Source organism: Cribrihabitans marinus (assembly GCF_900109035.1).
GTDB classification, from domain to species: domain Bacteria; phylum Pseudomonadota; class Alphaproteobacteria; order Rhodobacterales; family Rhodobacteraceae; genus Cribrihabitans; species Cribrihabitans marinus.
In genome coordinates, this window is the sequence record NZ_FNYD01000012.1 from 37,606 (window position 1) to 56,854 (window position 19,249).

Below are 19,249 nucleotides of genomic sequence, written 5' to 3' on the forward strand. Positions count from 1 at the left end.
ATGGTGAGGCACTCACGAGTCTGTCATCGGGCCGGGCGCGCCGCCTTGACTTTCGTTAAGGCCGTGCCCGGTGGCCGCGCGTAGCAGTTGATCCATGCGCGCCGTGATCCTGAGAACCCTGTGCCTTGTGCTGCTGGCCCTGCCGCTCTCCGCGCAGGAGCGGCTGCCGGCCGCGCCCGGCATCGCCCCGGCCCGGCCCGACGCCGCGCTGGCCGCCGAGATGCTGGGCCTGGAGGGTCCGGTCATCGTCACCCGCGTTGCCGAGGCGCCGGCCCGATGGGCGGTGAGCGCGCCCAACGGCACTGCGCAGGGGGTGATCGGGTCGAGCTGGGAGATCGCGCGCACACTGGGCTATTCCGGCCGGCCCATCGACATGCTGGTGGCGGTCACGCCCGAGGCGCGCATCGCCGACGCCCGGCTGATGCGCCATGCCGAGCCGATCCTGACCCTGGGCCTTTCCGACGCCGACATCGCGCGATTCGTCGGCGGTTTCGCCGGGGTCGACCTGGCCGCACCCGAGCAATCCGCCGCGCTGGCCGAGGCCGGGGCGCCCGACATCATCTCGCGCGCCACCGTCACGACGGGGGTGATCCGCGACTCGGTTCTGCGGGTCGGGCGCGCGCTGGCCCTGGCGCAGGGCTATCTGGACGCGGGCCGGATCAACCGGGTCGGCTATGAGCGGAAAGACTGGCAGGCGCTGCTGGAGGAAGGCGCGGTGGGCCGGCTGCGGGTCACGATGGCGCAGGCCGCCGAGGCCATGCCCGAGGCCGCGCCGCCGCTGGAGCCCGGTGACGGCGCCTTCATCGAGCTCTTCGCCGCGGTGATCGACCCGCCCGCGATCGGGCGCAACATCCTGGGCCAGCAGGCCTATACCCGTGTGGTCGCGGCGTTGCCCGAGGGCAAGGTGGCGCTGTTCGTCGCCTCGCGCGGGCTCTATTCCCATCGCGGCATGGCCTGGCGGCGCTCGGGCCTCTTCGACCGGCTGGCGCTGGTGCAGGGCGGCGCGCGCTATCCGGTGCTGAGCCAGGGCTATATCCGCATCGACAAGCTGCCCGCCGGCCTGCCCGAGTTCAAGGAGCGCAGCCTGTTCCAGGTCGGCGGCGAGGGGTTCGACCCGGCCGCGCCCTTCACGCTGGAGCTGACCGCCACGCGCGGACCCGCGCAGATGGTGCGCGGCCTCGACTATGCCCTGCCCGAGGCCTATCAGAACACGCCGCCGGCCGAGCCCGCGCCGCTCTGGCGCGAGACCTGGGAGCGGCGCAAATGGGCGGTGATCGGGGTGGCCACGATGCAGGGCGTGCTGACGCTGATCCTGCTGGCACAGGAATGGATCGTGCGCCGGCCCCGGCTGTGGCGCGGGCTGCGCCTGTCCTTCCTGACCGTCACGCTGGTCTGGCTGGGCTGGGGCATCAACGGGCAGCTCTCGGTGGTGCAGGTAGTGGCCTTCGTGCAATCGCTGCTGAGCGGCTTCCGGTGGGAGACCTTCCTGATCGAGCCGGTGATCTTCACCCTCTGGGCCGGGGTGGCGCTGGGGCTGCTGTTCTGGGGCCGCGGCGTGTTCTGCGGCTGGCTGTGCCCCTTCGGCGCGCTGCAGGAGCTGACCAACCAGATCGCGCAGCGCCTGGGCGTGCGCCAGATCGCCGTGCCGCAACCGCTGCATGAACGGCTGTGGATCATCAAATACACGCTGTTCCTGGCCATCCTCGCGCTCAGCTTCTACTCGATGCAGGATGCGCTGGTGCTGGCCGAGGTCGAGCCCTTCAAGACCGCGATCTCGATGCGGATGATGCGCGCCTGGCCCTTCGTCCTCTTCGTGCTGGCGCTGCTGGCGGCGGGGCTGTTCATCGAGCGGTTCTATTGCCGCTATCTCTGCCCGCTGGGCGCGGCGCTGGCGATTCCGGCCAAGCTCAAGATCTTCGACTGGATGCGCCGGCGTCCGCAATGCGGGCGCGAATGCCGGCTGTGCGAGCCGAAATGCACCGTCGGCGCCATCGACCCGCTGGGCCGGATCAACCCCAATGAATGCGTTCTCTGCCTGCGCTGTCAGGTGATCTATTTCGACCCCAACACCTGCCCGACGCTGAAACGCCGCGCCCGGGCGGGCCAAGCGAAAGCTGCGACATGACCGCCCTGACCCGGATCTTCACCGAAGGTTTCCGCATCTTCTTTCTCGCCGCCGGCCTGTTCGGCGTCTTCGCCATCGCGGTCTGGAGCCTGGACCTGGCCGGGCTGGCCGACGCGCCGGGCCGCTCGGTCTCGCCGCTGGGGTGGCACGCGCATGAGATGGTGTTCGGCTATGCCACCGCCGCGATCGGCGGGTTCTTCCTGACCGCGGTGCCGAACTGGACGGGCGCGCCAGGGGCGCGGCAGGGCTATATCGCGCTGGCCGCCGGGCTGTGGCTGGCCGGGCGTATCGCGGTCTGGTATGCCGGCGCGCTGCCGCCGGTCTGGGTGGCGGTGCTGGACCTGGCCTTCATTCCGGTGCTGTCGCTGAAACTGCTCAGCCAGCTGGTCAAGCGCCCCAAGCCGCAGAACATGATGTTCCTGCTGTTTCTCGGGCTGATCTGGGCCGCCAACCTGATGGTGCACCTGGACTGGATCGGGGCCGCCTGGGGCGATGCCGGGACCGGGCTGCGCGCCGGGCTGCTGGCGGTCTGCGCGATGATCTCGGTGCTGGGCGGGCGGGTGACGCCGGCCTTCACGCGCAACGCGATGAAGCGCGAGGGCGTGGACGAGGCGCGCTGGCCGGTCAGCGACGCGCGGCTGGAGAAAGCCGCGCTGATCCTGTCGCTGGCGCTGCCGCTGCTGGTGCTGCTGCCGGTCGCGCCAGTCGTGACCGCTGCGGTGGCGCTGGTCTTCGGCTTGGCCCAGATCGCCCGGCTGGCGCGCTGGCGCTGGCGCTGGTGCCTGACCCGGCCGATTCTGCTGGCGCTGCATATGGGGCTTGCGATGCTGGCCGCCGGGCTGGTCCTGTGGGGGCTGGCCGGGCTTGGCCTGGGCTCCGAGGTGGCGGCGCTGCACGTGCTGGGCATCGGCGCGGTGGGCGGCATGACGCTCGCGGTGATGAGCCGCGCCGTGCTGGGACATTCCGGCCGCGACCTGGTGGCACCGGGGCCGGTGGCGGCGGGCTATGCGATGATCGCCTGCGCCGGGCTGCTGCGCTGGGTCGCGGGCACGGTGCCGACCCTGTGGCTGGCGGGCTCGCTGATGGCGGGGCTGCTCTGGGTGCTGGCCTTCGGCCTCTTCGTCGCTGCGCTCTGGCCCGCACTCACCGGGCCGAGGGTGGCGGGGTAGGGCGGATGCGGGCGGCGGGTTCGAGGCCAAGTTGCAGGATTTCTGCAATGCAGCCCAGGTCAACTCACGAAAAGGTTGCTTGACCCTCCCGTTGCCGGAAGTTCTAGCATCAAGCTTCTAGGTGAATGAATTTAAAGGCACCTTGATTTCAAAGGCACCTATGGAGATCACTTATCAAACCCTGCTGCTTGCATTCGGCCTCGGGCTACTTGGCTTTATAGAACCCTGCACTATCGGCGCACACATGCTGTTTCTGGGAGGCCAGAGAGTCCGCCCGATGGGTCAGCGGATCAGCGCAGCTTTCATCTTTCTATCAGCCCGGCTCGTCGTGATGGGTGGATTTGGTGGCTTGATCGTCGTTCTGGGCCAGGGCCTTATCGAGGTTCAGACCGGTGCGTGGCTAGCTTTCGGTGCAATTTATCTTGGCCTTGGGTCTGCGATATTAGCGGGATGGGACAAAATAATGCGCCACCGCATCGGGTTGGCCCCCGAACGATGGAAGGTTGCCTCCAACCCGCTGCTTCAGGGGTTGGCGTTCGGCCTGAACATTCCCGCCTGCGCCGCACCAGTCCTTTTCGGGCTTATCGGTACAGCGACCGTCAGCGGGTCGGCCACGACCGGTTTTCTGATGATGGGGGTCTTCGCGCTGGCGCTGTCACTTCCACTCCTGCCGCTCTCCGTCGTACCCCGCCTCGCCCGGCCCCTTGACCGGCTTGCGGACTGGCTGCGGCCGCGTCGCTGGCTGCTGGGCATGATTTTCATCGGGCTGGGCTGGTCGGTTTGGTTTGGCCTCTTCGTGGAACCCGTGGACTGGAGTGGGACGTGACCCCCCGTCGCCGCTTCTGGCACGTCGCGGGCGCAGGTACCGCATTCCAGGCTGGTTCGGCGGCGGTGGACAGCGCAACCGTGATGTCGGCGCTGGTATTTCAACTGACGGGCAGCGCCGTCGCCGTGGGAGCCGTTTCGACGATCCTGCGGCTCGGCTGGCTTCTCCCGCAACTTTTCGTTGGCTACTTCGCCGGTCGTGGTGCGTCCTCCATGCCGTTCTATGTCCTCGGCGCGTTTGGACGAACGGCGGCCATTGCCATGCTCGCAATCGCCCTCTGGGTCGGCGCGACTCTCGGCTGGAGCTACGCCGCGCTCGGTGCGGTGACACTTGTGCTGTGGGTGCTTTACGCGTTCCTCAGCGGGATCGTCGGCGTTCCCTACAACGACATCGTCGCCCGGTCGGTTCCGTCTGACCGCCGGAGCCGGATGCTTTCAATCCGCTTCTTCGGGGGAGGGGTCGTTGCCCTTCTTGTCGCCGCGCTGGCGGACAAACTGCTCCGGACGCTCGATTTCCCGATCTCCTATGCCGCGGTGCTGGGGATCGCGGCGTGCCTGATGTTGGTCTCGTCCTTCATCTTCACTGCGATGGGAGAGCCGGAACAGACGACGCCTGCCAAAGCGGCCACAAGTTTCACCGCCTATCTGCGTGAGGGGGCTGTGACGTTTCGAGACGATCCGGTGTTCCGCCGTTTCGTCTTTGCGCAATGGTGCGGCGGCGCGGTTCTTATTGCCGCTCCGTTCTTTATCGTCGCGGCCAACGGGCTTGGCGTTGGTTTGGAAAACGTGGCGCTTTTGCTCGGTGCCCAGACCGTCGGGGCGCTTGCGGGAAATCCGCTATGGGGCTGGTGGGGCGATAGCCGGGGCAAATTGAGCCTTATGCGCGGGATCGCCATTGCCCGCACGGCTCCGCAAATTGCACTTCTGGTTCTTCTGCTGATACCCGTGCCGCCAGAGGCAGCCATGCCGGTTCTGCTCGCCGTATTCTTCGTTCTGGGCGCCTTGGCGAATGGCTTGACGATTGCGGTCATCGGTCTGCTGATGGAGATATCGCCGGACGACCGACGCCCTGCCTATAGCGGGTATTTCAACGCGCTGACTGCACCCGCTTTCGTTCTGCCGCTTGTCGGCGGTTTGGCCGTCGCCGCCTCGGGTACATGGATCGTATTTGCGGCTGCGCTAGCTGCCGCAATTGGTCAAGCCACGTTTCTCGCGCGCATCGACCCAAGAGAATGAAGGAGATGGACGAGGCTGCTCGGCCATCCGGATGAAAAGCGGACACTCGGCCAAAGTCTGGAAAGCCCGCCGAACCGCCCTTCGCCGCCTGGGCTAGCGCCACACCATTTCCGGCAAACTTGACTTTCGTTAAGGCGCCCCGTCCGGCCAGCCCGCATACCTGAGCGCACCATCAAGCGGCGCAAAGGAGAGCGCGATGCGCGAAGTCATGACCAAGGCCATGGCCCGCAACATTTTCTATGGCGGGTCATTGTTCTTCATCCTCATCTTTCTGGGCCTCTCGGCCCATTCACACCTCTATATCGTCAACACCTCGACCAATTCCGAGACGCTGACCGAGAGCGTCAAGTCCGGCAAGCACCTGTGGGAGAAGCACGGCTGCGTGAACTGCCACTCGATCCTGGGCGAGGGCGCCTATTTCGCCCCCGAGGTCGGCAACGTGATGACCCGCTGGGGCGTCCTGGACGATCCCGAAGGCGCGTTCGAGATGCTCAAGGGCTGGATGGAGGCGCAACCCACCGGCATCGAGGGGCGCCGCCAGATGCCGAATTTCAACCTGAGCGACGAAGAGATCCGGAACCTGACCGATTTCCTGATCTGGACCGACAATATCGACGCGCAGGACTGGCCGCCGAACGACGCCGGCTAAGGAGGGACAAGACATGAAATACCAATCGCAGAAAATCGCGCTGGCCTATTTCGCCGTGGCCATGGCGCTCTTTGCGGTGCAGGTGCTGATGGGGCTGCTGGCGGGCTGGATCTATGTCTCGCCCAACTTCCTGTCGGAGCTGCTGCCGTTCAACATCGTGCGGATGCTGCACTCCAACGCCCTGATCGTCTGGCTGATCACCGGCTTCTTCGGCGCCGCCTATTTCCTCATCCCCGAGGAATCCGAACGCGAGATCCACTCGCCCACCCTGGCCTATGTGCAGCTGGCGATCCTGGTGGTTGGCACGCTGGGCGCGGTGCTGACCTATGCCTTCAACCTGTTCGAGGGCAACTGGCTCTTGGGCAAGGAGGGGCGCGAGTTCCTGGAACAGCCCAAATGGGTCAAGGCCGGCATCGTCGTGGCGGCGTTGATGTTCCTCTACAACGTCTCGATGACGGTACTGAAAGGCAAGAAGACCGCGATCACCAACATCCTGCTGCTGGGCCTCTGGGGTCTGGCGCTGCTGTTCCTGTTCGCCTTCTACAACCCCGCCAACCTGAGCCTGGACAAGATGTACTGGTGGTATGTCGTGCACCTGTGGGTCGAAGGCGTGTGGGAGCTGATCATGGCCTCGATCCTGGCCTATCTGATGCTCAAGCTGACCGGCGTGGACCGCGAGGTGGTCGAGAAATGGCTCTATGTCATCGTCGCCGCAGCGCTGTTCTCGGGCATCCTGGGCACCGGCCACCACTATTACTGGATCGGCGCGCCCGGCTACTGGCAGTGGATCGGCTCGATCTTCTCCAGCCTCGAGGTGATCCCGTTCTTCGCGATGATGGCCTTTGCCTTCGTCATGGTCTGGAAGGGCCGCCGCGACCATCCCAACAAGGCCGCGCTTCTGTGGTCGCTGGGCTGTGCCACGCTGGCCTTCTTCGGCGCCGGCGTCTGGGGCTTCCTGCACACGCTGCACGGGGTGAACTACTATACCCACGGCACCCAGATCACCGCCGCGCACGGGCACCTGGCCTTCTTCGGCGCCTATGTGGCCCTGAACCTGGCGATCTTCAGCTATGCGATGCCGATCCTGAAAGGGCGCGATCCCTATAACCAGGTGATGAACATGGGCTCGTTCTGGCTGATGTCCGGGGGCATGGCGTTCATGACCTTCGTGCTGACCTTTGCCGGCACGGTGCAGACGCACCTGCAGCGGGTGTTGGGCGACTATTACATGGACGTGCAGGACCAGCTGGCAGTGTTCTACTGGATGCGCTTCGGCGCCGGTGTTGCCGTGGTGATCGGCGCGCTGGTGTTCATCTATGCCATGTGGGTGCCGCGGCGCGAGGTCATCTCGACCGACGCAACCCAACCCGCGGAGTGACCCGAGATGGATGGTTCGATGAACATCAACCCCTCAGAACAGGAGTTGGGGGCGGCAGACGCCCCCTTCTACCTGCCCCAGGACGACGAGATCGACGTCTTCGCCGCCGCCTATACCAACCGCCTGCCGGTCCTTCTCAAGGGGCCGACCGGCTGCGGCAAGACCCGCTTCGTGACCCATATGGCCGCGCAGCTGGGCCGCCCGCTCTATACTGTGGCCTGTCATGACGACCTCAGCGCGGCCGACCTGATCGGGCGATATCTGCTCAAAGGCGGCGAGACGGTCTGGGTCGACGGGCCGCTGACCCGGGCGGTGCGCGAGGGCGCGATCTGCTATCTCGACGAGGTGGTCGAGGCGCGCAAGGACGTGACCGTGGTGCTGCACCCGCTGACCGACGACCGCCGCATCCTGCCCATCGACCGCACCGGCGAAGAGCTGGAGGCCGCGCCCGGCTTCATGCTGGTGGCCAGCTACAACCCCGGCTACCAGAACATCCTCAAGACCCTGAAACCCTCGACCCGGCAACGGTTCGTCAGCCTGGAATTCGACTTTCCCGCGCCCGGGCTGGAAACCCGCGTGGTGGCGCAGGAAAGCGGGCTCGACCCCGACCGCTGCGCCGCACTGGTGCGGCTGGCGGGCAAGCTGCGCGCGCTCAAGGGTCAGGACCTGGAAGAGGGTGTCTCGACCCGCCTTGTCGTCTATGCCGCGACGCTGATCGCGCAGGGCATGTCAACCGACCGCGCCATTCTTGCGGCGATGGTCGAACCGCTTACCGACGACGAGGACACCAAACGCGGGCTCCTCGATCTTGTCGCGGCCATCTTTGGGTGAGGCCGGCCGATGGGCAGGATCGAATTCGAACCATGGGAACCCGAAGAAAGTGTCGGGAAACTGTGGCACGCGTTTGCCAGCCGCCTGGATGCGCCACGCGCGCATGAGGGAGCCGCGGTCGACCTCTCCGAGGTCGTGGGGCGGCTGGCAGTTCTTTTCCGGGGCCTCGGGGGCAAGGCGGGCGTCGAGCTGCGCGCCGTATCCCCCGAGGTCTCGCGCCACCGCCTGAGCTGGCGGCGGCGGCTGGGCACCGAGGTCGAGCTGGCACCGCGCGCCAGTTTCGACGGCGAGGTGCTGCGCCTGCCCGAGCGGCTGGCGATCTATCCCGTGCGCGAGGCCAATGGCGCGGCCTATGTCTGGCTGGCCGCCTGCGCCGCCTTTGCCGGCACGCGGGTGGACGACGACGATCCGCTGCGCGCCGACCTGCGCGCGCTGGCGGCGGCGCAGACGATGGTCGGGGCCACGCTGGACGCCGCGCCGGGTCTGGCGCCGCTCTATGCTGCACTCTGCGACGGGCTGCTGCACCAGCGCGCCACCCCGAGCCTGCCGCCCGACGAGGCCGCGGTCGAGGCGCTGATCCGGCACATGCTGGGCGATCCCGCACCGCTGCCGCCTGCGGCCGAGCGCCTGCGCGCGCGGCCCGACGAGTTGACCGCGCCGCGCGGCTATCAGCCGTTCCGCCCGGTGCCGCTCTGGCCCGAGCTGCGCGCCGTGGCGTTCTCGCAGGGCCACGAGGCCGAAAGCCGCGACACCGAGGGGGCGCCCGAGGAATCGAGCGAGAAGACCCACCGCGCACGCCGCCGCAAGTCCGAGCAGGCCGAGCGCAACGACAGTTTCATCCTGCACAAGTTCGAGGCGATTCTCAGCTGGGCCGAGTTCCTCAACCTCAACCGCCGGGTCGATGATGACGACCCCGACAACGCCAAGAAGGCCGCCGACGACCAGGACGAGATCGGGCTGGGCCAGATCTCCAAGGCGCCGCCCACGCGGCTCAAGCTGCATCTCGATCTCGCGCCAGAGGATGTCGACCGCGAGCGCGCCTCGGGCCGCATCCTCTACCCCGAATGGGACGTGCGCAGCGGGCAATACCTGGCCGACCACGTGAATGTGTTGACCTCGCAGGCCGAGATCCGTGACGGCGCCGAGGCCTTCATCCACGACCCCGCCACCGCGCGGCGCATAAGGGCGGTGAAACGCCAGTTCGAGGCGCTGCGCCCGGGCCGGGTAATGACCCGCGGGCATCTGGACGGGGACGCGCTGGATATCGAGGCCGCGGTGCGCGCCGAGACCGACCGCCGCGCCGCCGGCGAGGGCAACGAGCGCGTCTGGATGCAGTCGCGCCCGGTCGCCCGCGATCTCGCCGTGTCGATCCTGCTGGATGTCAGCCGCTCGACCGAAAGCGCGGTCACTGGGCGCGCGGTGATCGACATCGAGCGCGAGGCGCTGGCGGCGCTGGCCTGGGGGCTGGATGCCTGCGGCGACGAGTTCGCCATCCACGCCTTCTCGTCGCTGAAACGCCACCGCGTCTATATCCAGCGCTGCAAGGGCTTCGACGAGCCGATGGGCCCGGTGCCCGAGGCGCGCATCGCCTCGCTGCGGCCCGGCTTCTACACCAGGCTGGGCGCCGCCATCCGCCACGCCTCAGCCGATCTGGCGCTGCAGACCCGCAAGCGCCGGCTGCTCCTGGTCATCACCGACGGCAAGCCCAACGATCTGGACCATTACGAGGGCCGCCACGGCATCGAGGACACCCATATGGCGGTGCGCGAGGCGCGGCGGCTGGGCCAGTCGGTGTTCGGCGTGACCATCGACAAATCCGCCAAAAGCTGGTTCCCGCGCCTGTTTGGGCAGGGCGGTTTTGCCGTTATCCCCGACCCCGCCCGCCTGACCCTGGCGCTGCCGCAGATCTATCGGCAGCTGGTGGGCGCGTGAGCGACGCCAGCCTGATCGACGAGCTGCCCGGAGAGCTGCTGATCTGGGTGCTGATCGTCAGCGAGCTGCTGGTCTTCGGCGCCGGGCTGGTGGCCTTCATGGGCGTGCGCCTGACCGACCCCGCGGGCTTTGCCGAGGCGCAATCCCATCTCTACCGCACCGGCGCCGCGCTCAACACCGTAGTGCTGATCTCCTCGGGCTTTCTGGCCGCAAAGGCGCTGCATTGGCGCCAGACCGACCGGCGCCGCCCCGCCCGGCTGGCGCTGATCGCCGCCGCCGCGCTGGGGGTGGTGTTCCTGGTCATCAAGGGCGCCGAATATGCCGGCAAGGCGGCCCAGGGCATCGCCTGGGACACGCATCCCTTCTTCACCTTCTACTACCTGCTCACCGGGTTCCACGCCGCCCACGTCGCCGCCGGCGTGGCGCTTCTGCTGCTGGTGGCCTGGCGCGACGCGGTGCCGAACATCCAGGCCAGCGCGCAGTTCTGGCACATGGTCGACCTGGTCTGGGTGCTGCTCTTTCCGGTCATCTACCTGCTGGGATAGGGCGCCATGACCCGCAGTTCACCTTTTTCCAAATACTCAAATCCCGACCCGCTCACCCGCGCCTGGGCCGGGCTGGTGGCGCTCAGCCTGGCCACGACCGCGCTGACCCTGGCGGGGCTGCCGGCCCGGCTCACCGGCGCGCTGGTGCTGCTGCTGGCGCTGCTCAAGGCGCGGGTCATCCTGGCGCGCTACCTGGAACTCGACCGCGCCCCGCGCCTGCTGGCGGGGTTCACCGCCGCAATCGTCGCGGCCGGCGCGCTCATCCTCGTGCTCTACCTCGTCTGACCGGCAACCGCGGCGAAATCGGTCCGGAACCTGATGCGCAGGCCCCGCGTTGGGGTCAAAATTGCGTCTGAAATCAGGAAGGGACATCATGGAGGAACTCGACAAGATCACCGACACGGCCGGCGGCTGGATCGACCAGTTGCTGACCACCGAGATTTACAACGGCAAGGCGCTCGGTGACCTGCTCACATTCGAGGCGCTTCTGGGCCTGGCCGGCAACGTGCTGGCGGCGGCGGCCATCATCCTCTTAGGCTTCATCGTCGCGGGGTTTATCGGCCGCCGGATCCGGGCGCTGTCGGACCGCCACAAGCGGCTGGACCAGACCCTGTTCACCTTCCTCAGCAACATCGCGCGCTACACGGTCCTGGCCTTCACCGCGCTTTTCGTGCTCAACACGTTCGGGGTGCAGACTACCTCGATCGTCGCGGTGATCGGTGCCGCCGGCCTGGCCATCGGCCTGGCGCTGCAGGGCACCCTGTCCAATGTCGCGGCCGGGGTGATGATCATCCTGTTCCGCCCGCTCAAGATCGGTGATTTCGTCGCGGTGAACGGCGTGATGGGTACCGTCAAGGACATCACGCTCAACTACACCGAGATGGCCAACCTGGGCAACGTCAAGGTGATCGTTCCCAATTCCGAGGTCTGGGGCAACACGATCGAGAACTATTCCGAATACCCGACACGCCGCGCGGAATGGGAATTCGGCGTCGGATACGGCGCCAACCTGGCCGAGGCCGAACGGGTGATCCGCGAGACGATCATGGCGGACGAGCGCTCGCATACCGACCCCGAACCCTTCATCCAGGTGAACAACCTGAACGACAGCAGCGTCGATTTCCTGGTGCGCGTGTGGTGTTCGGCCGAGGACTACTTCCAGTATCAGGCCGACATGAAACGCCAGGTCAAGGAGGCGCTGGACGCGGCCGGCGTGCCGATCCCGTTCCCGACCCGCACGCTGGTGCACGACACGCCGGCGGTGCGCCTGGTCTCGGATGGCGAGGGCTCTGTCGCCGCCGAGTGATGCGCGCTCGCGGCGCGGGCAGGGACGGGGATCAGGCGCGGAACGCCGCCGCCAGGTCCTCGGGCAGGTCGAACTCCTCCAGCACCCGCGCCCGCGCCGGGGCCGACATCTTGTGCGCGGTCTTCTCGACGATGCGCGCGATCTTGTCGGCCTCGTGCTTCTCGGCAAAGGGCGCGAAATACCACTTGAGGAAGACGAAACAGATCACGTCCTCTAGCGCCTGGACCTGCGGGTCGCGCTTGATGCCTTCCTTGCGCAGCATCCGGCCCACGGTCGCGATCTCCCCGGCGCCGAATCCGGCCTCTTCCATGAACCCGCCCACGCGCGTGGCATGATGCGCGGCCAGGTCGCGGCGCCAGGTCAGGTAGCCCGCGCGCCCCTGCGGATAGTCGGCGCGGGGCAGGATCCAGCGTTCCACATGCTGTCCGCGCGCGGCGATCCGCAGCAGCGCATCCGCCTCGGGCATCAGCCGCTCAAGCTCGGCGCTCATGCGCTGGCCGTAGAGCAGCGCCTCCGGCTGGCCCTCGTCGCGGCGCGGATCGGCGCGGTTGGCCGCGTCGATGGCGTCGATCACCTGCTGCGTGCGGTCGGTCATGGCTTGCTCCAGCTGTCGGCGGGGTCGCTGTCGGCATAGTCGCGCAGCGTGGGGATGTCGTCGATCACCGCGTGGTTGCGCTGCACCTTCACACCGGCGCTCTTGAGGCGCGAGAAGGCCCGGCTCAGGCTCTCGGGCTTCATGCCCAGACGGCCGGCGATCAGCATCTTGTCATAGGGCAGCGTCACCTCGCAGCCACCCTCCTCCTCTTGGCACAGACCCAGCAGAAACCCCGCCACCCGCTGCGCCCCGGTCTGGGCCTTGAGCTGTTCCAGCTGCGACACCAACGAATGCAGGTGGCTGAAGGTCGCGGCCAGGATCGACACGCCGATATCGGGATCCTTGCGCATAAGCGACACCAGCACCTGGGACGGGATGTGCATGATCTCGCAGGGGGTCACCGCCTCGGCCGAGACCGGGTAGGGCATCTGCTTGAGGGCCACCGCCTCGCCGAAGCTCTCGCCGCGGGTGAACACGCTGACGACCGCCTCGGCCCCGGTGGGGGCGATGCGGTAGAGCTTGACCCAGCCGTCGAGGACCACATGGATCGCGTTGGCGGTTTCCTCCTGCAGGAACAGCGTTTCGCCGCGGTCATAGCTGCGCCAATGCGCCTGGCCCAGGAGCTCGTCCACATGCCGTTCGGGCAGGCTGCGGATCAACAGCGCGTTGCGTGCCACGTTGCGATGCTTTTCGTCGAGCAATCCTGCCTCCCGTTTCCGCCTGCGCCCACGCTAGGGCAAGACCCGTCCCCGCGCATCCGCGAATTTCGACGACCGGCGCTGGTCCGCGCCCGGCTTGACAATTGTCATGTAACAGCCGCGCCCGGGCTTCTACCCTGTACGGCAAGCAGAGGAAAGCGGGAGACGGCCATGCAGTACGAAGCGTATTTCCAAACGTCGCTCGAGGCGCTGAAGTCGGAAGGCAATTACCGGGTCTTCGCCGAGCTGGCGCGCGACCGCGGGGCGTTTCCGGCCGCGCGCAACCACGGCTGCGGGCCCGAGCGGGTGACGGTGTGGTGTTCGAACGACTATCTCGGCATGGGCCAGCATCCCGACGTGCTGGCGGCGATGCATGACGCGCTCGACCGCTGCGGGGCCGGGGCAGGGGGCACGCGCAACATCTCGGGCACCACCCATGACCACGTGTTGCTGGAGGCCGAACTGGCCGATCTTCACGGTAAGGAGGCGGCGCTGCTGTTCACCTCGGGCTATGTCTCGAACTGGGCGGCGCTGGGGACGCTGGCGGCCAGGATCCCCGGCTGCATCGTGTTCTCCGACAGCCTCAACCACGCCTCGATGATCGAGGGCATCCGCCAGTCCCGCGCGCAGAAGGTGATCTGGAAGCACAACGACCTCGCCGACCTGGAGGCGAAACTGGCCGCCGCCGACGCGGATGCGCCCAAGCTGATCGCCTTCGAATCGGTCTATTCCATGGATGGCGACATCGCGCCGATCGAAGGCATCTGCGACCTGGCAGACAGATACGGCGCGATGACCTATCTCGACGAGGTGCATGCAGTGGGCCTCTATGGGCCGCGCGGCGGCGGCATCGCCGAGGCGCGCGGGCTGATGCACCGGCTGACGGTGATCGAGGGTACGCTGGGCAAGGCCTTCGGCGTGGTCGGCGGCTATATCGCCGCCTCGTCCGCGCTCTGCGATTTCGTGCGCAGCTTTGCCAGCGGGTTCATCTTCACCACCGCCTTGCCGCCCTCGGTGGCGGCGGGCGCCGCGGCCTCGGTGCGGCATCTCAAGCGGTCGGGCGTGGAGCGCGCGGCACAGCAGGCGCGGGTGGCCGAGCTGCGTGCGCGGCTGGATGCGGAAGGCATCCCGCATCTGGACAATCCCAGCCATATCATCCCGGTGATGGTCGGCTGCCCGGTCAAGTGCAAGTTCATCTCGGACACGCTGATGGAGGAGTTCGGCATCTACATCCAGCCGATCAACTATCCCACTGTGCCCAGGGGCACCGAGCGGCTGCGCATCACGCCTTCGCCGGTGCATGGCGACGCCGACCTCGACCACCTGGTCGGCGCGCTCAGCACGCTCTGGCAGCGCTGCCAGATCGCCCGCCAGCCCCTGGCCGCACAGTAATCCAATTGCGCGCCTTCGGCGCACGCCGCCTGCGCTGACGCGCGGGTGCGAGGCTCTGCCTCGCGCTCCGAGGTATTTCCGGCAAGAGGAAATGCGGTCCCGACGATCTCTTGCCGGAAAGGCCTGGCGGGGGTGGAGCGGTTGAATTCCACGCGTGACCAAAGTCAAGGAAGGCGGGGGTCTGCGCGCCTAGGACAGGGGCGAGACATTTTCGGCCGCCGACTCGGTCGCACCCGCGAAAGTTGAATCGGAAAAACATGATTCAAATCAAATCCCCACCCACAGTGCTGGCCTAGGGTGCCGGCGAATCGAGGATACCACACGACCATGACCCGCCCGCTTCCCGCCATCGATACAATCGCCGCGCGCTGCCTGCGCGTGGCCGGGGCCGTGGGCGGCGTTCCGGCGCTTCTGCTGGAACCGGCGGTGCCGGCGCCGAAAACAGGACTGACCGGAGACGCTGCATGACCCTTTGGCATGCCATAAGAACACTGACGATCCTGCTGGTCCTGAGCCTGGCCGGCGCCACCGGCGCCCGGGCCGACAGCCTGGCGAGCTTCCTTCCCGATCTCGATCCGGCCGAGCTGGCCCCCGGCGCCGAGGGTTTCGGGCCGATCCGCGAGGATGTGCCGGTGGCCCCGGTTCTGAAGGGCGGCGAGACCGTGGCCTGGGCCTTTCTGACCTCGGATTTCGTGGGCACGACGGGCTATTCGGGCAAGCCGATCCACGTGGTCGCCGCCATCGACACCGATGCGGTGCTGACCGGGGTGAAGCTGGTCAAGCATTCCGAGCCGATCGTGCTGATCGGCATTCCCAATTCCAAGATGGTCGCGCTGACCGAGGGCTATGCCGGGCTCGACCTCAAGGCCGAGGTGGAGAGCGGCGGGCAGGCGCATGACCTCGACATCATCTCGGGCGCCACCGTCACCATCATGGTGATCGACGACAGCCTGGTGCGCGGCGGCATCAAGGTGGCGCGCGCGCTGGGTCTGGGCGGGTTGTCGCCGGTGCAGATGGACGGGCCGCGGCGCGAGCTGGACCCGGGCGTGGACACGGTCCGGGACTGGACGGCGCTGTCGGGCGATGGCTCGATCCGGCGGCTGACGCTGGATGTGGGGCAGGTCAACGCGGCCTTTGCCGAGACCGGCGACGAACGCGCCATCGCCCGGCCCGAGCGGGGTCAGCCCGGCGACACGTTCATCGACATGCACATGGCGCTGGTCTCGGTGCCCGCGATCGGTCGTTCGCTGCTGGGCGAGCAGGAATATGCCAACCTGACCGACTGGCTGGAACCCGGCGAGCACGCGATCCTCGTGCTGGGGCGGGGCACCTATTCCTTCAAGGGCTCGGGCTATGTGCGCGGCGGCATCTTCGACCGGATCCAGCTGATCCAGGGCGACCGGTCGGTGCGGTTCTTCGACCGCCAGCACCGCCGGCTGGGGGCGCTGGCCACGGCCGACAGCCCCAGCTTCACCGAGCTCGACCTCTTCAAGATCCCCGCCGGGGCCGAGTTCGACCCGGCCGAGCCGTTCCGCCTGCAATTGCTGGTGCAGCGCGCGGTGGGCGCGGTGGAAAAGGTGTTCCTGACCTTCGACCTGGATTACCGCCTGCCCGAAAGCTATCTCAAGCCGCTGGCCGCGCCGCAGGTGGTGGACGATGCCAGCGCGGAATCGGCGGCCAAGACCGCGCTCTGGCAACGGATCTGGCGTGACCGCACCGTCGAGATCGCCGGGCTGGGCGTGATGCTGGCAGTGCTGACCGCGACCTTCTTCTTCCAGTTCCAGGCGACGATGAACGCGCGGGTGTTCTTCTGGTTCCGCATGTCGTTCCTGACTGCCTCGCTGGTGTTCCTGGGCTGGTATGCCAATGCGCAGCTGTCGGTGGTGAACCTGATGGCGCTGGCCGGCAGCTTGCGCAGCGGGTTCACCTGGGACGCGTTCCTGATGGATCCGCTGGTCTTCATCCAGTGGTTCGCGGTGGCCGCCGCCCTGCTCTTCTGGGGGCGGGGGGCCTATTGCGGCTGGCTGTGTCCCTTCGGCGCACTGCAGGAGTTGACCAACCGCATCGGGCGGGCACTGAAGATCCCGCAATGGACCCTGCCCTGGGGCCTGCACGAGCGCCTCTGGCCGCTGAAATACATGATCTTCCTTGGGCTTTTCGGCCTTTCCATGGTGTCGATCCCGCTGGCCGAGAAATACGCCGAGATCGAGCCGTTCAAGACCGCGATCATCCTGAAATTCGTGCGCGACTGGCCCTTCGTCGTGTTCGCCGTCAGCCTTCTGGTGATCGGGCTGTTCATCGAGCGGTTCTATTGCCGCTATATCTGCCCGCTGGGCGGCGCGCTGGCGATCCCCGCGCGGATGCGCATGTTCGACTGGCTGCGCCGTTACAAGGAATGCGGCAACCCGTGCCAGACCTGCGCCAATGAATGTCCGGTGCAGGCAATCCACCCCACGGGCGAGATCAACCCGAACGAATGCGTGGACTGCCTGCATTGCCAGGTTCTCTACCAGTCCGAGGCCAAGTGCCCGGTCGTCATCCGCCAGCTCAAGCGCCGCGCCAAGGTTGGCCGCGCAGAACTGAAGATGCCTCTGGGCGATGCGCCCGCCGGGCATCCCAACGCAAAACCGCAAACCGTTTCCTGAAAGGAGGAACACATGTCGGACCATGACAGAAAGTTCAACGTAAGCCGCAGGGGGCTCTTGGGGGCCACTGCCACCGGGGCCGTCCTGGCCAGCACCGGGATCGGCGCGTCGATGATGGGTGCCAAGCCCGCCAGCGCCGCCGGCACCGCCAGCCTCGCACCGGGCGAGCTGGACGAGTATTACGGCTTCTGGTCCTCGGGCCAGACCGGCGAGCTGCGCATCCTGGGCGTGCCGTCCATGCGCGAGCTGATGCGGATCCCGGTCTTCAACCGCTGCTCGGCCACCGGCTGGGGCCAGACCAACGAGTCCAAGAAGATCCTGACCGAGGGGTTGCTGCCCGAGACCAAGGCGTTCCTGGCCGCCAATGGCAAGGAGACCTATGATAACGGCGATTTGCACCACCCGCATATGTCGTTCACCGATGGCACCTATGACGGGCGCTACCTGTTCATGAACGACAAGGCCAACACCCGCGTGGCCCGCGTGCGCTGCGACGTGATGAAATGCGACAAGATCATCGAGATCCCCAACGCGCATGACATCCACGGGTTGCGTCCGCAGAAATACCCGCGCACCGGCTATGTCTTTGCCAATGGCGAGCACGAGGCGCCGCTGGTCAATGACGGGCAGATCCTGGACGAGCCCGACAAGTATGTGAACATCTTCTCGGCCATCGACGGCGACACGATGGAAATCGCCTGGCAGGTGATGGTGTCGGGCAACCTCGACAACACCGACTGCGACTACCAGGGCAATTATGCCTTCTCGACCTCCTACAACTCGGAAATGGGCATGACGCTTGCCGAGATGACCGAGAACGAACTGGATCATGTGGTGGTCTTCAACCTCAAGGAAATCGAGGCGGGGATCGAGGCCGGCGACTATCAGGAGCTGAACGGCGTCAAGGTGATCGACGGGCGTAAGGGGTCGAACAAGAAATACACCCGCTACATCCCGATCCCCAACTCGCCCCACGGCATCAACACCGCGCCCGACGGCAAGCATGTCTGCATCAACGGCAAGCTCAGCCCCACCGTGTCGGTGATGGACGTCACCAAGCTGGACGCGCTGTTCAACGAGGATGCCGACCCGCGCTCGGCCATCGTGGCCGAGCCGCAGCTGGGCCTTGGCCCGCTTCACACCGCCTATGACGGTCAGGGCAACGCGTTCACAACGCTGTTCCTCGACAGCCAGGTGGTGAAGTGGAACATCGACAAGGCAATCGAACAGTTCGGCGGTGCCGATGTCGACCCGATCCTGGAAAAGGTGGACGTGCATTACCAGCCCGGCCACAACTCGACCTCGATGGGCGAGACCAAGGAAGCCGATGGCAAGTGGCTGATCTCGATGAACAAGTTCTCGAAGGACCGGTTCCTGAACACCGGCCCGCTCAAGCCCGAGAACGAGCAGCTCATCGACATCACCGGCGACGCGATGGAAGTGGTGCATGACGGCCCGACCTTTGCCGAGCCGCACGATTCGATCATCGTGCGCCGCGACATCGTGAACCCGGCCAATATCTGGGACCGTGCCGACCCGATGTGGGAGGACGCGCGCAAGCAAGCCGAGGCCGATGGCGTCGATCTGGATGACTGGCAGGACCAGGTGATCCGCGACGGCAACAAGGTGCGGGTCTACATGTCGAGCCAGGCGCCGAATTTCAGCCTGGAATCCTTCACGGTCAAGCAGGGCGACGAGGTGACGGTCCATGTCACCAACCTGGACGACATCGACGACCTGACCCACGGCTTCTGCCTGTCGAATTTCGGCGTGGCGATGGAGATCGGGCCGCAGGCGACCGCCTCGGTCACCTTCGTTGCCGAACGTCCGGGCGTGCACTGGTATTACTGCCAGTGGTTCTGCCACGCGCTCCACATGGAGATGCGCGGCCGGATGTTCGTGGAACCGCGGGCAACCTGAGCC

General features: G+C 66.7%; 17 protein-coding genes. 15 read left to right on the forward strand and 2 right to left on the reverse strand.

Features of this window, described 5'->3' with window-relative positions:
- Positions 1–94 precede the first annotated feature (94 nt).
- From BMX57_RS17620 to BMX57_RS17670, 11 genes are all read left to right on the forward strand, one after another.
- Entirely contained in the window at positions 95–2,125 is a 2,031-nt protein-coding gene (locus tag BMX57_RS17620; protein WP_092370346.1) for a NosR/NirI family protein, read from the forward strand.
- A complete protein-coding gene (locus tag BMX57_RS17625; RefSeq protein ID WP_092370349.1) occupies positions 2,122–3,294 on the forward strand; it encodes an NnrS family protein in 1,173 nt (390 codons plus the stop codon). The genes BMX57_RS17620 and BMX57_RS17625 overlap by 4 nt, the downstream gene beginning before the upstream one ends.
- Before the next feature lie 121 nt (positions 3,295–3,415).
- Positions 3,416–4,120, forward strand: a complete 705-nt coding sequence (locus tag BMX57_RS17630) for a cytochrome c biogenesis protein CcdA (RefSeq protein ID WP_244892205.1) — start codon at positions 3,416–3,418, stop codon at positions 4,118–4,120.
- On the forward strand, positions 4,117–5,355 hold the full coding sequence (locus BMX57_RS17635) for an MFS transporter (RefSeq protein WP_143057942.1): 1,239 nt from the start codon (positions 4,117–4,119) through the stop codon (positions 5,353–5,355). Before BMX57_RS17630 ends, BMX57_RS17635 begins: the two co-directional genes overlap by 4 nt.
- Before the next feature lie 196 nt (positions 5,356–5,551).
- Positions 5,552–6,004, forward strand: a complete 453-nt coding sequence (locus BMX57_RS17640) for a c-type cytochrome (protein WP_092370358.1) — start codon at positions 5,552–5,554, stop codon at positions 6,002–6,004.
- A gap of 13 nt (positions 6,005–6,017) precedes the next feature.
- Positions 6,018–7,382: a cbb3-type cytochrome c oxidase subunit I gene (locus BMX57_RS17645; RefSeq protein WP_092370361.1), complete on the forward strand. Its 1,365-nt coding sequence runs from the start codon at positions 6,018–6,020 to the stop codon at positions 7,380–7,382.
- A gap of 18 nt (positions 7,383–7,400) precedes the next feature.
- Positions 7,401–8,213, forward strand: coding sequence for a CbbQ/NirQ/NorQ/GpvN family protein (locus tag BMX57_RS17650; protein ID WP_425304918.1), 813 nt, complete (start codon positions 7,401–7,403; stop codon positions 8,211–8,213).
- A gap of 9 nt (positions 8,214–8,222) precedes the next feature.
- Entirely contained in the window at positions 8,223–10,145 is a 1,923-nt protein-coding gene (locus BMX57_RS17655; RefSeq protein WP_092370367.1) for a nitric oxide reductase activation protein NorD, read from the forward strand.
- On the forward strand, positions 10,142–10,690 hold the full coding sequence (locus BMX57_RS17660) for a cytochrome c oxidase subunit 3 (RefSeq protein WP_092370370.1): 549 nt from the start codon (positions 10,142–10,144) through the stop codon (positions 10,688–10,690). Before BMX57_RS17655 ends, BMX57_RS17660 begins: the two co-directional genes overlap by 4 nt.
- A 6-nt stretch (positions 10,691–10,696) precedes the next feature.
- Positions 10,697–10,975: a cytochrome C oxidase subunit IV family protein gene (locus BMX57_RS17665; protein WP_092370373.1), complete on the forward strand. Its 279-nt coding sequence runs from the start codon at positions 10,697–10,699 to the stop codon at positions 10,973–10,975.
- Between the two features lie 88 nt (positions 10,976–11,063).
- Complete coding sequence (locus BMX57_RS17670) at positions 11,064–11,996, forward strand: mechanosensitive ion channel family protein (protein WP_092370376.1); 933 nt, start codon at positions 11,064–11,066, stop codon at positions 11,994–11,996.
- Between the two features lie 31 nt (positions 11,997–12,027).
- Here the strand turns inward: BMX57_RS17670 and BMX57_RS17675 are convergent, their stop codons facing one another.
- Both BMX57_RS17675 and BMX57_RS17680 read right to left on the reverse strand, forming a co-directional pair.
- Positions 12,028–12,591 (reverse strand): DUF4202 domain-containing protein, encoded by a 564-nt coding sequence (locus tag BMX57_RS17675; protein ID WP_092370379.1) that lies wholly within the window; start codon positions 12,589–12,591, stop codon positions 12,028–12,030.
- Complete coding sequence (locus BMX57_RS17680) at positions 12,588–13,292, reverse strand: Crp/Fnr family transcriptional regulator (protein WP_092370382.1); 705 nt, start codon at positions 13,290–13,292, stop codon at positions 12,588–12,590. Before BMX57_RS17680 ends, BMX57_RS17675 begins: the two co-directional genes overlap by 4 nt.
- 168 nt (positions 13,293–13,460) lie before the next feature.
- On the opposite strand from BMX57_RS17680, the gene hemA reads away from it, so the two are divergent.
- The 4 genes from hemA (at position 13,461) to nosZ (ending at position 19,246) form a co-directional block, all read left to right on the forward strand.
- Positions 13,461–14,681, forward strand: a complete 1,221-nt coding sequence (hemA, locus tag BMX57_RS17685; RefSeq protein WP_092370385.1) for a 5-aminolevulinate synthase — start codon at positions 13,461–13,463, stop codon at positions 14,679–14,681.
- Positions 14,682–15,008: 327 nt separating this feature from the next.
- Positions 15,009–15,149 carry a hypothetical protein gene (locus BMX57_RS20750; protein ID WP_177175492.1) on the forward strand — a complete coding sequence of 47 codons (141 nt, stop codon included), beginning with the start codon at positions 15,009–15,011 and terminating at the stop codon, positions 15,147–15,149.
- Positions 15,146–17,326: a NosR/NirI family protein gene (locus tag BMX57_RS17690; RefSeq protein WP_092370388.1), complete on the forward strand. Its 2,181-nt coding sequence runs from the start codon at positions 15,146–15,148 to the stop codon at positions 17,324–17,326. Before BMX57_RS20750 ends, BMX57_RS17690 begins: the two co-directional genes overlap by 4 nt.
- 12 nt (positions 17,327–17,338) lie before the next feature.
- Positions 17,339–19,246 carry a TAT-dependent nitrous-oxide reductase gene (gene nosZ, locus BMX57_RS17695; RefSeq protein WP_092370391.1) on the forward strand — a complete coding sequence of 636 codons (1,908 nt, stop codon included), beginning with the start codon at positions 17,339–17,341 and terminating at the stop codon, positions 19,244–19,246.
- Positions 19,247–19,249 lie beyond the last annotated feature (3 nt).

Coding starts and splice junctions, on each gene's coding strand:
- BMX57_RS17620 (WP_092370346.1), top strand. CDS start 95: ATGCGCGCCGTGATCCTGAGAACCCTGTGCCTTGTGCTGCTGGCCCTG.
- BMX57_RS17625 (WP_092370349.1), top strand. CDS start 2,122: ATGACCGCCCTGACCCGGATCTTCACCGAAGGTTTCCGCATCTTCTTT.
- BMX57_RS17640 (WP_092370358.1), top strand. CDS start 5,552: ATGCGCGAAGTCATGACCAAGGCCATGGCCCGCAACATTTTCTATGGC.
- BMX57_RS17645 (WP_092370361.1), top strand. CDS start 6,018: ATGAAATACCAATCGCAGAAAATCGCGCTGGCCTATTTCGCCGTGGCC.
- BMX57_RS17650 (WP_425304918.1), top strand. CDS start 7,401: ATGAACATCAACCCCTCAGAACAGGAGTTGGGGGCGGCAGACGCCCCC.
- BMX57_RS17655 (WP_092370367.1), top strand. CDS start 8,223: ATGGGCAGGATCGAATTCGAACCATGGGAACCCGAAGAAAGTGTCGGG.
- BMX57_RS17665 (WP_092370373.1), top strand. CDS start 10,697: ATGACCCGCAGTTCACCTTTTTCCAAATACTCAAATCCCGACCCGCTC.
- BMX57_RS17670 (WP_092370376.1), top strand. CDS start 11,064: ATGGAGGAACTCGACAAGATCACCGACACGGCCGGCGGCTGGATCGAC.
- BMX57_RS17675 (WP_092370379.1), bottom strand. CDS start 12,591: ATGACCGACCGCACGCAGCAGGTGATCGACGCCATCGACGCGGCCAAC.
- hemA (WP_092370385.1), top strand. CDS start 13,461: ATGCAGTACGAAGCGTATTTCCAAACGTCGCTCGAGGCGCTGAAGTCG.
- BMX57_RS20750 (WP_177175492.1), top strand. CDS start 15,009: ATGACCCGCCCGCTTCCCGCCATCGATACAATCGCCGCGCGCTGCCTG.
- BMX57_RS17690 (WP_092370388.1), top strand. CDS start 15,146: ATGACCCTTTGGCATGCCATAAGAACACTGACGATCCTGCTGGTCCTG.
- nosZ (WP_092370391.1), top strand. CDS start 17,339: ATGTCGGACCATGACAGAAAGTTCAACGTAAGCCGCAGGGGGCTCTTG.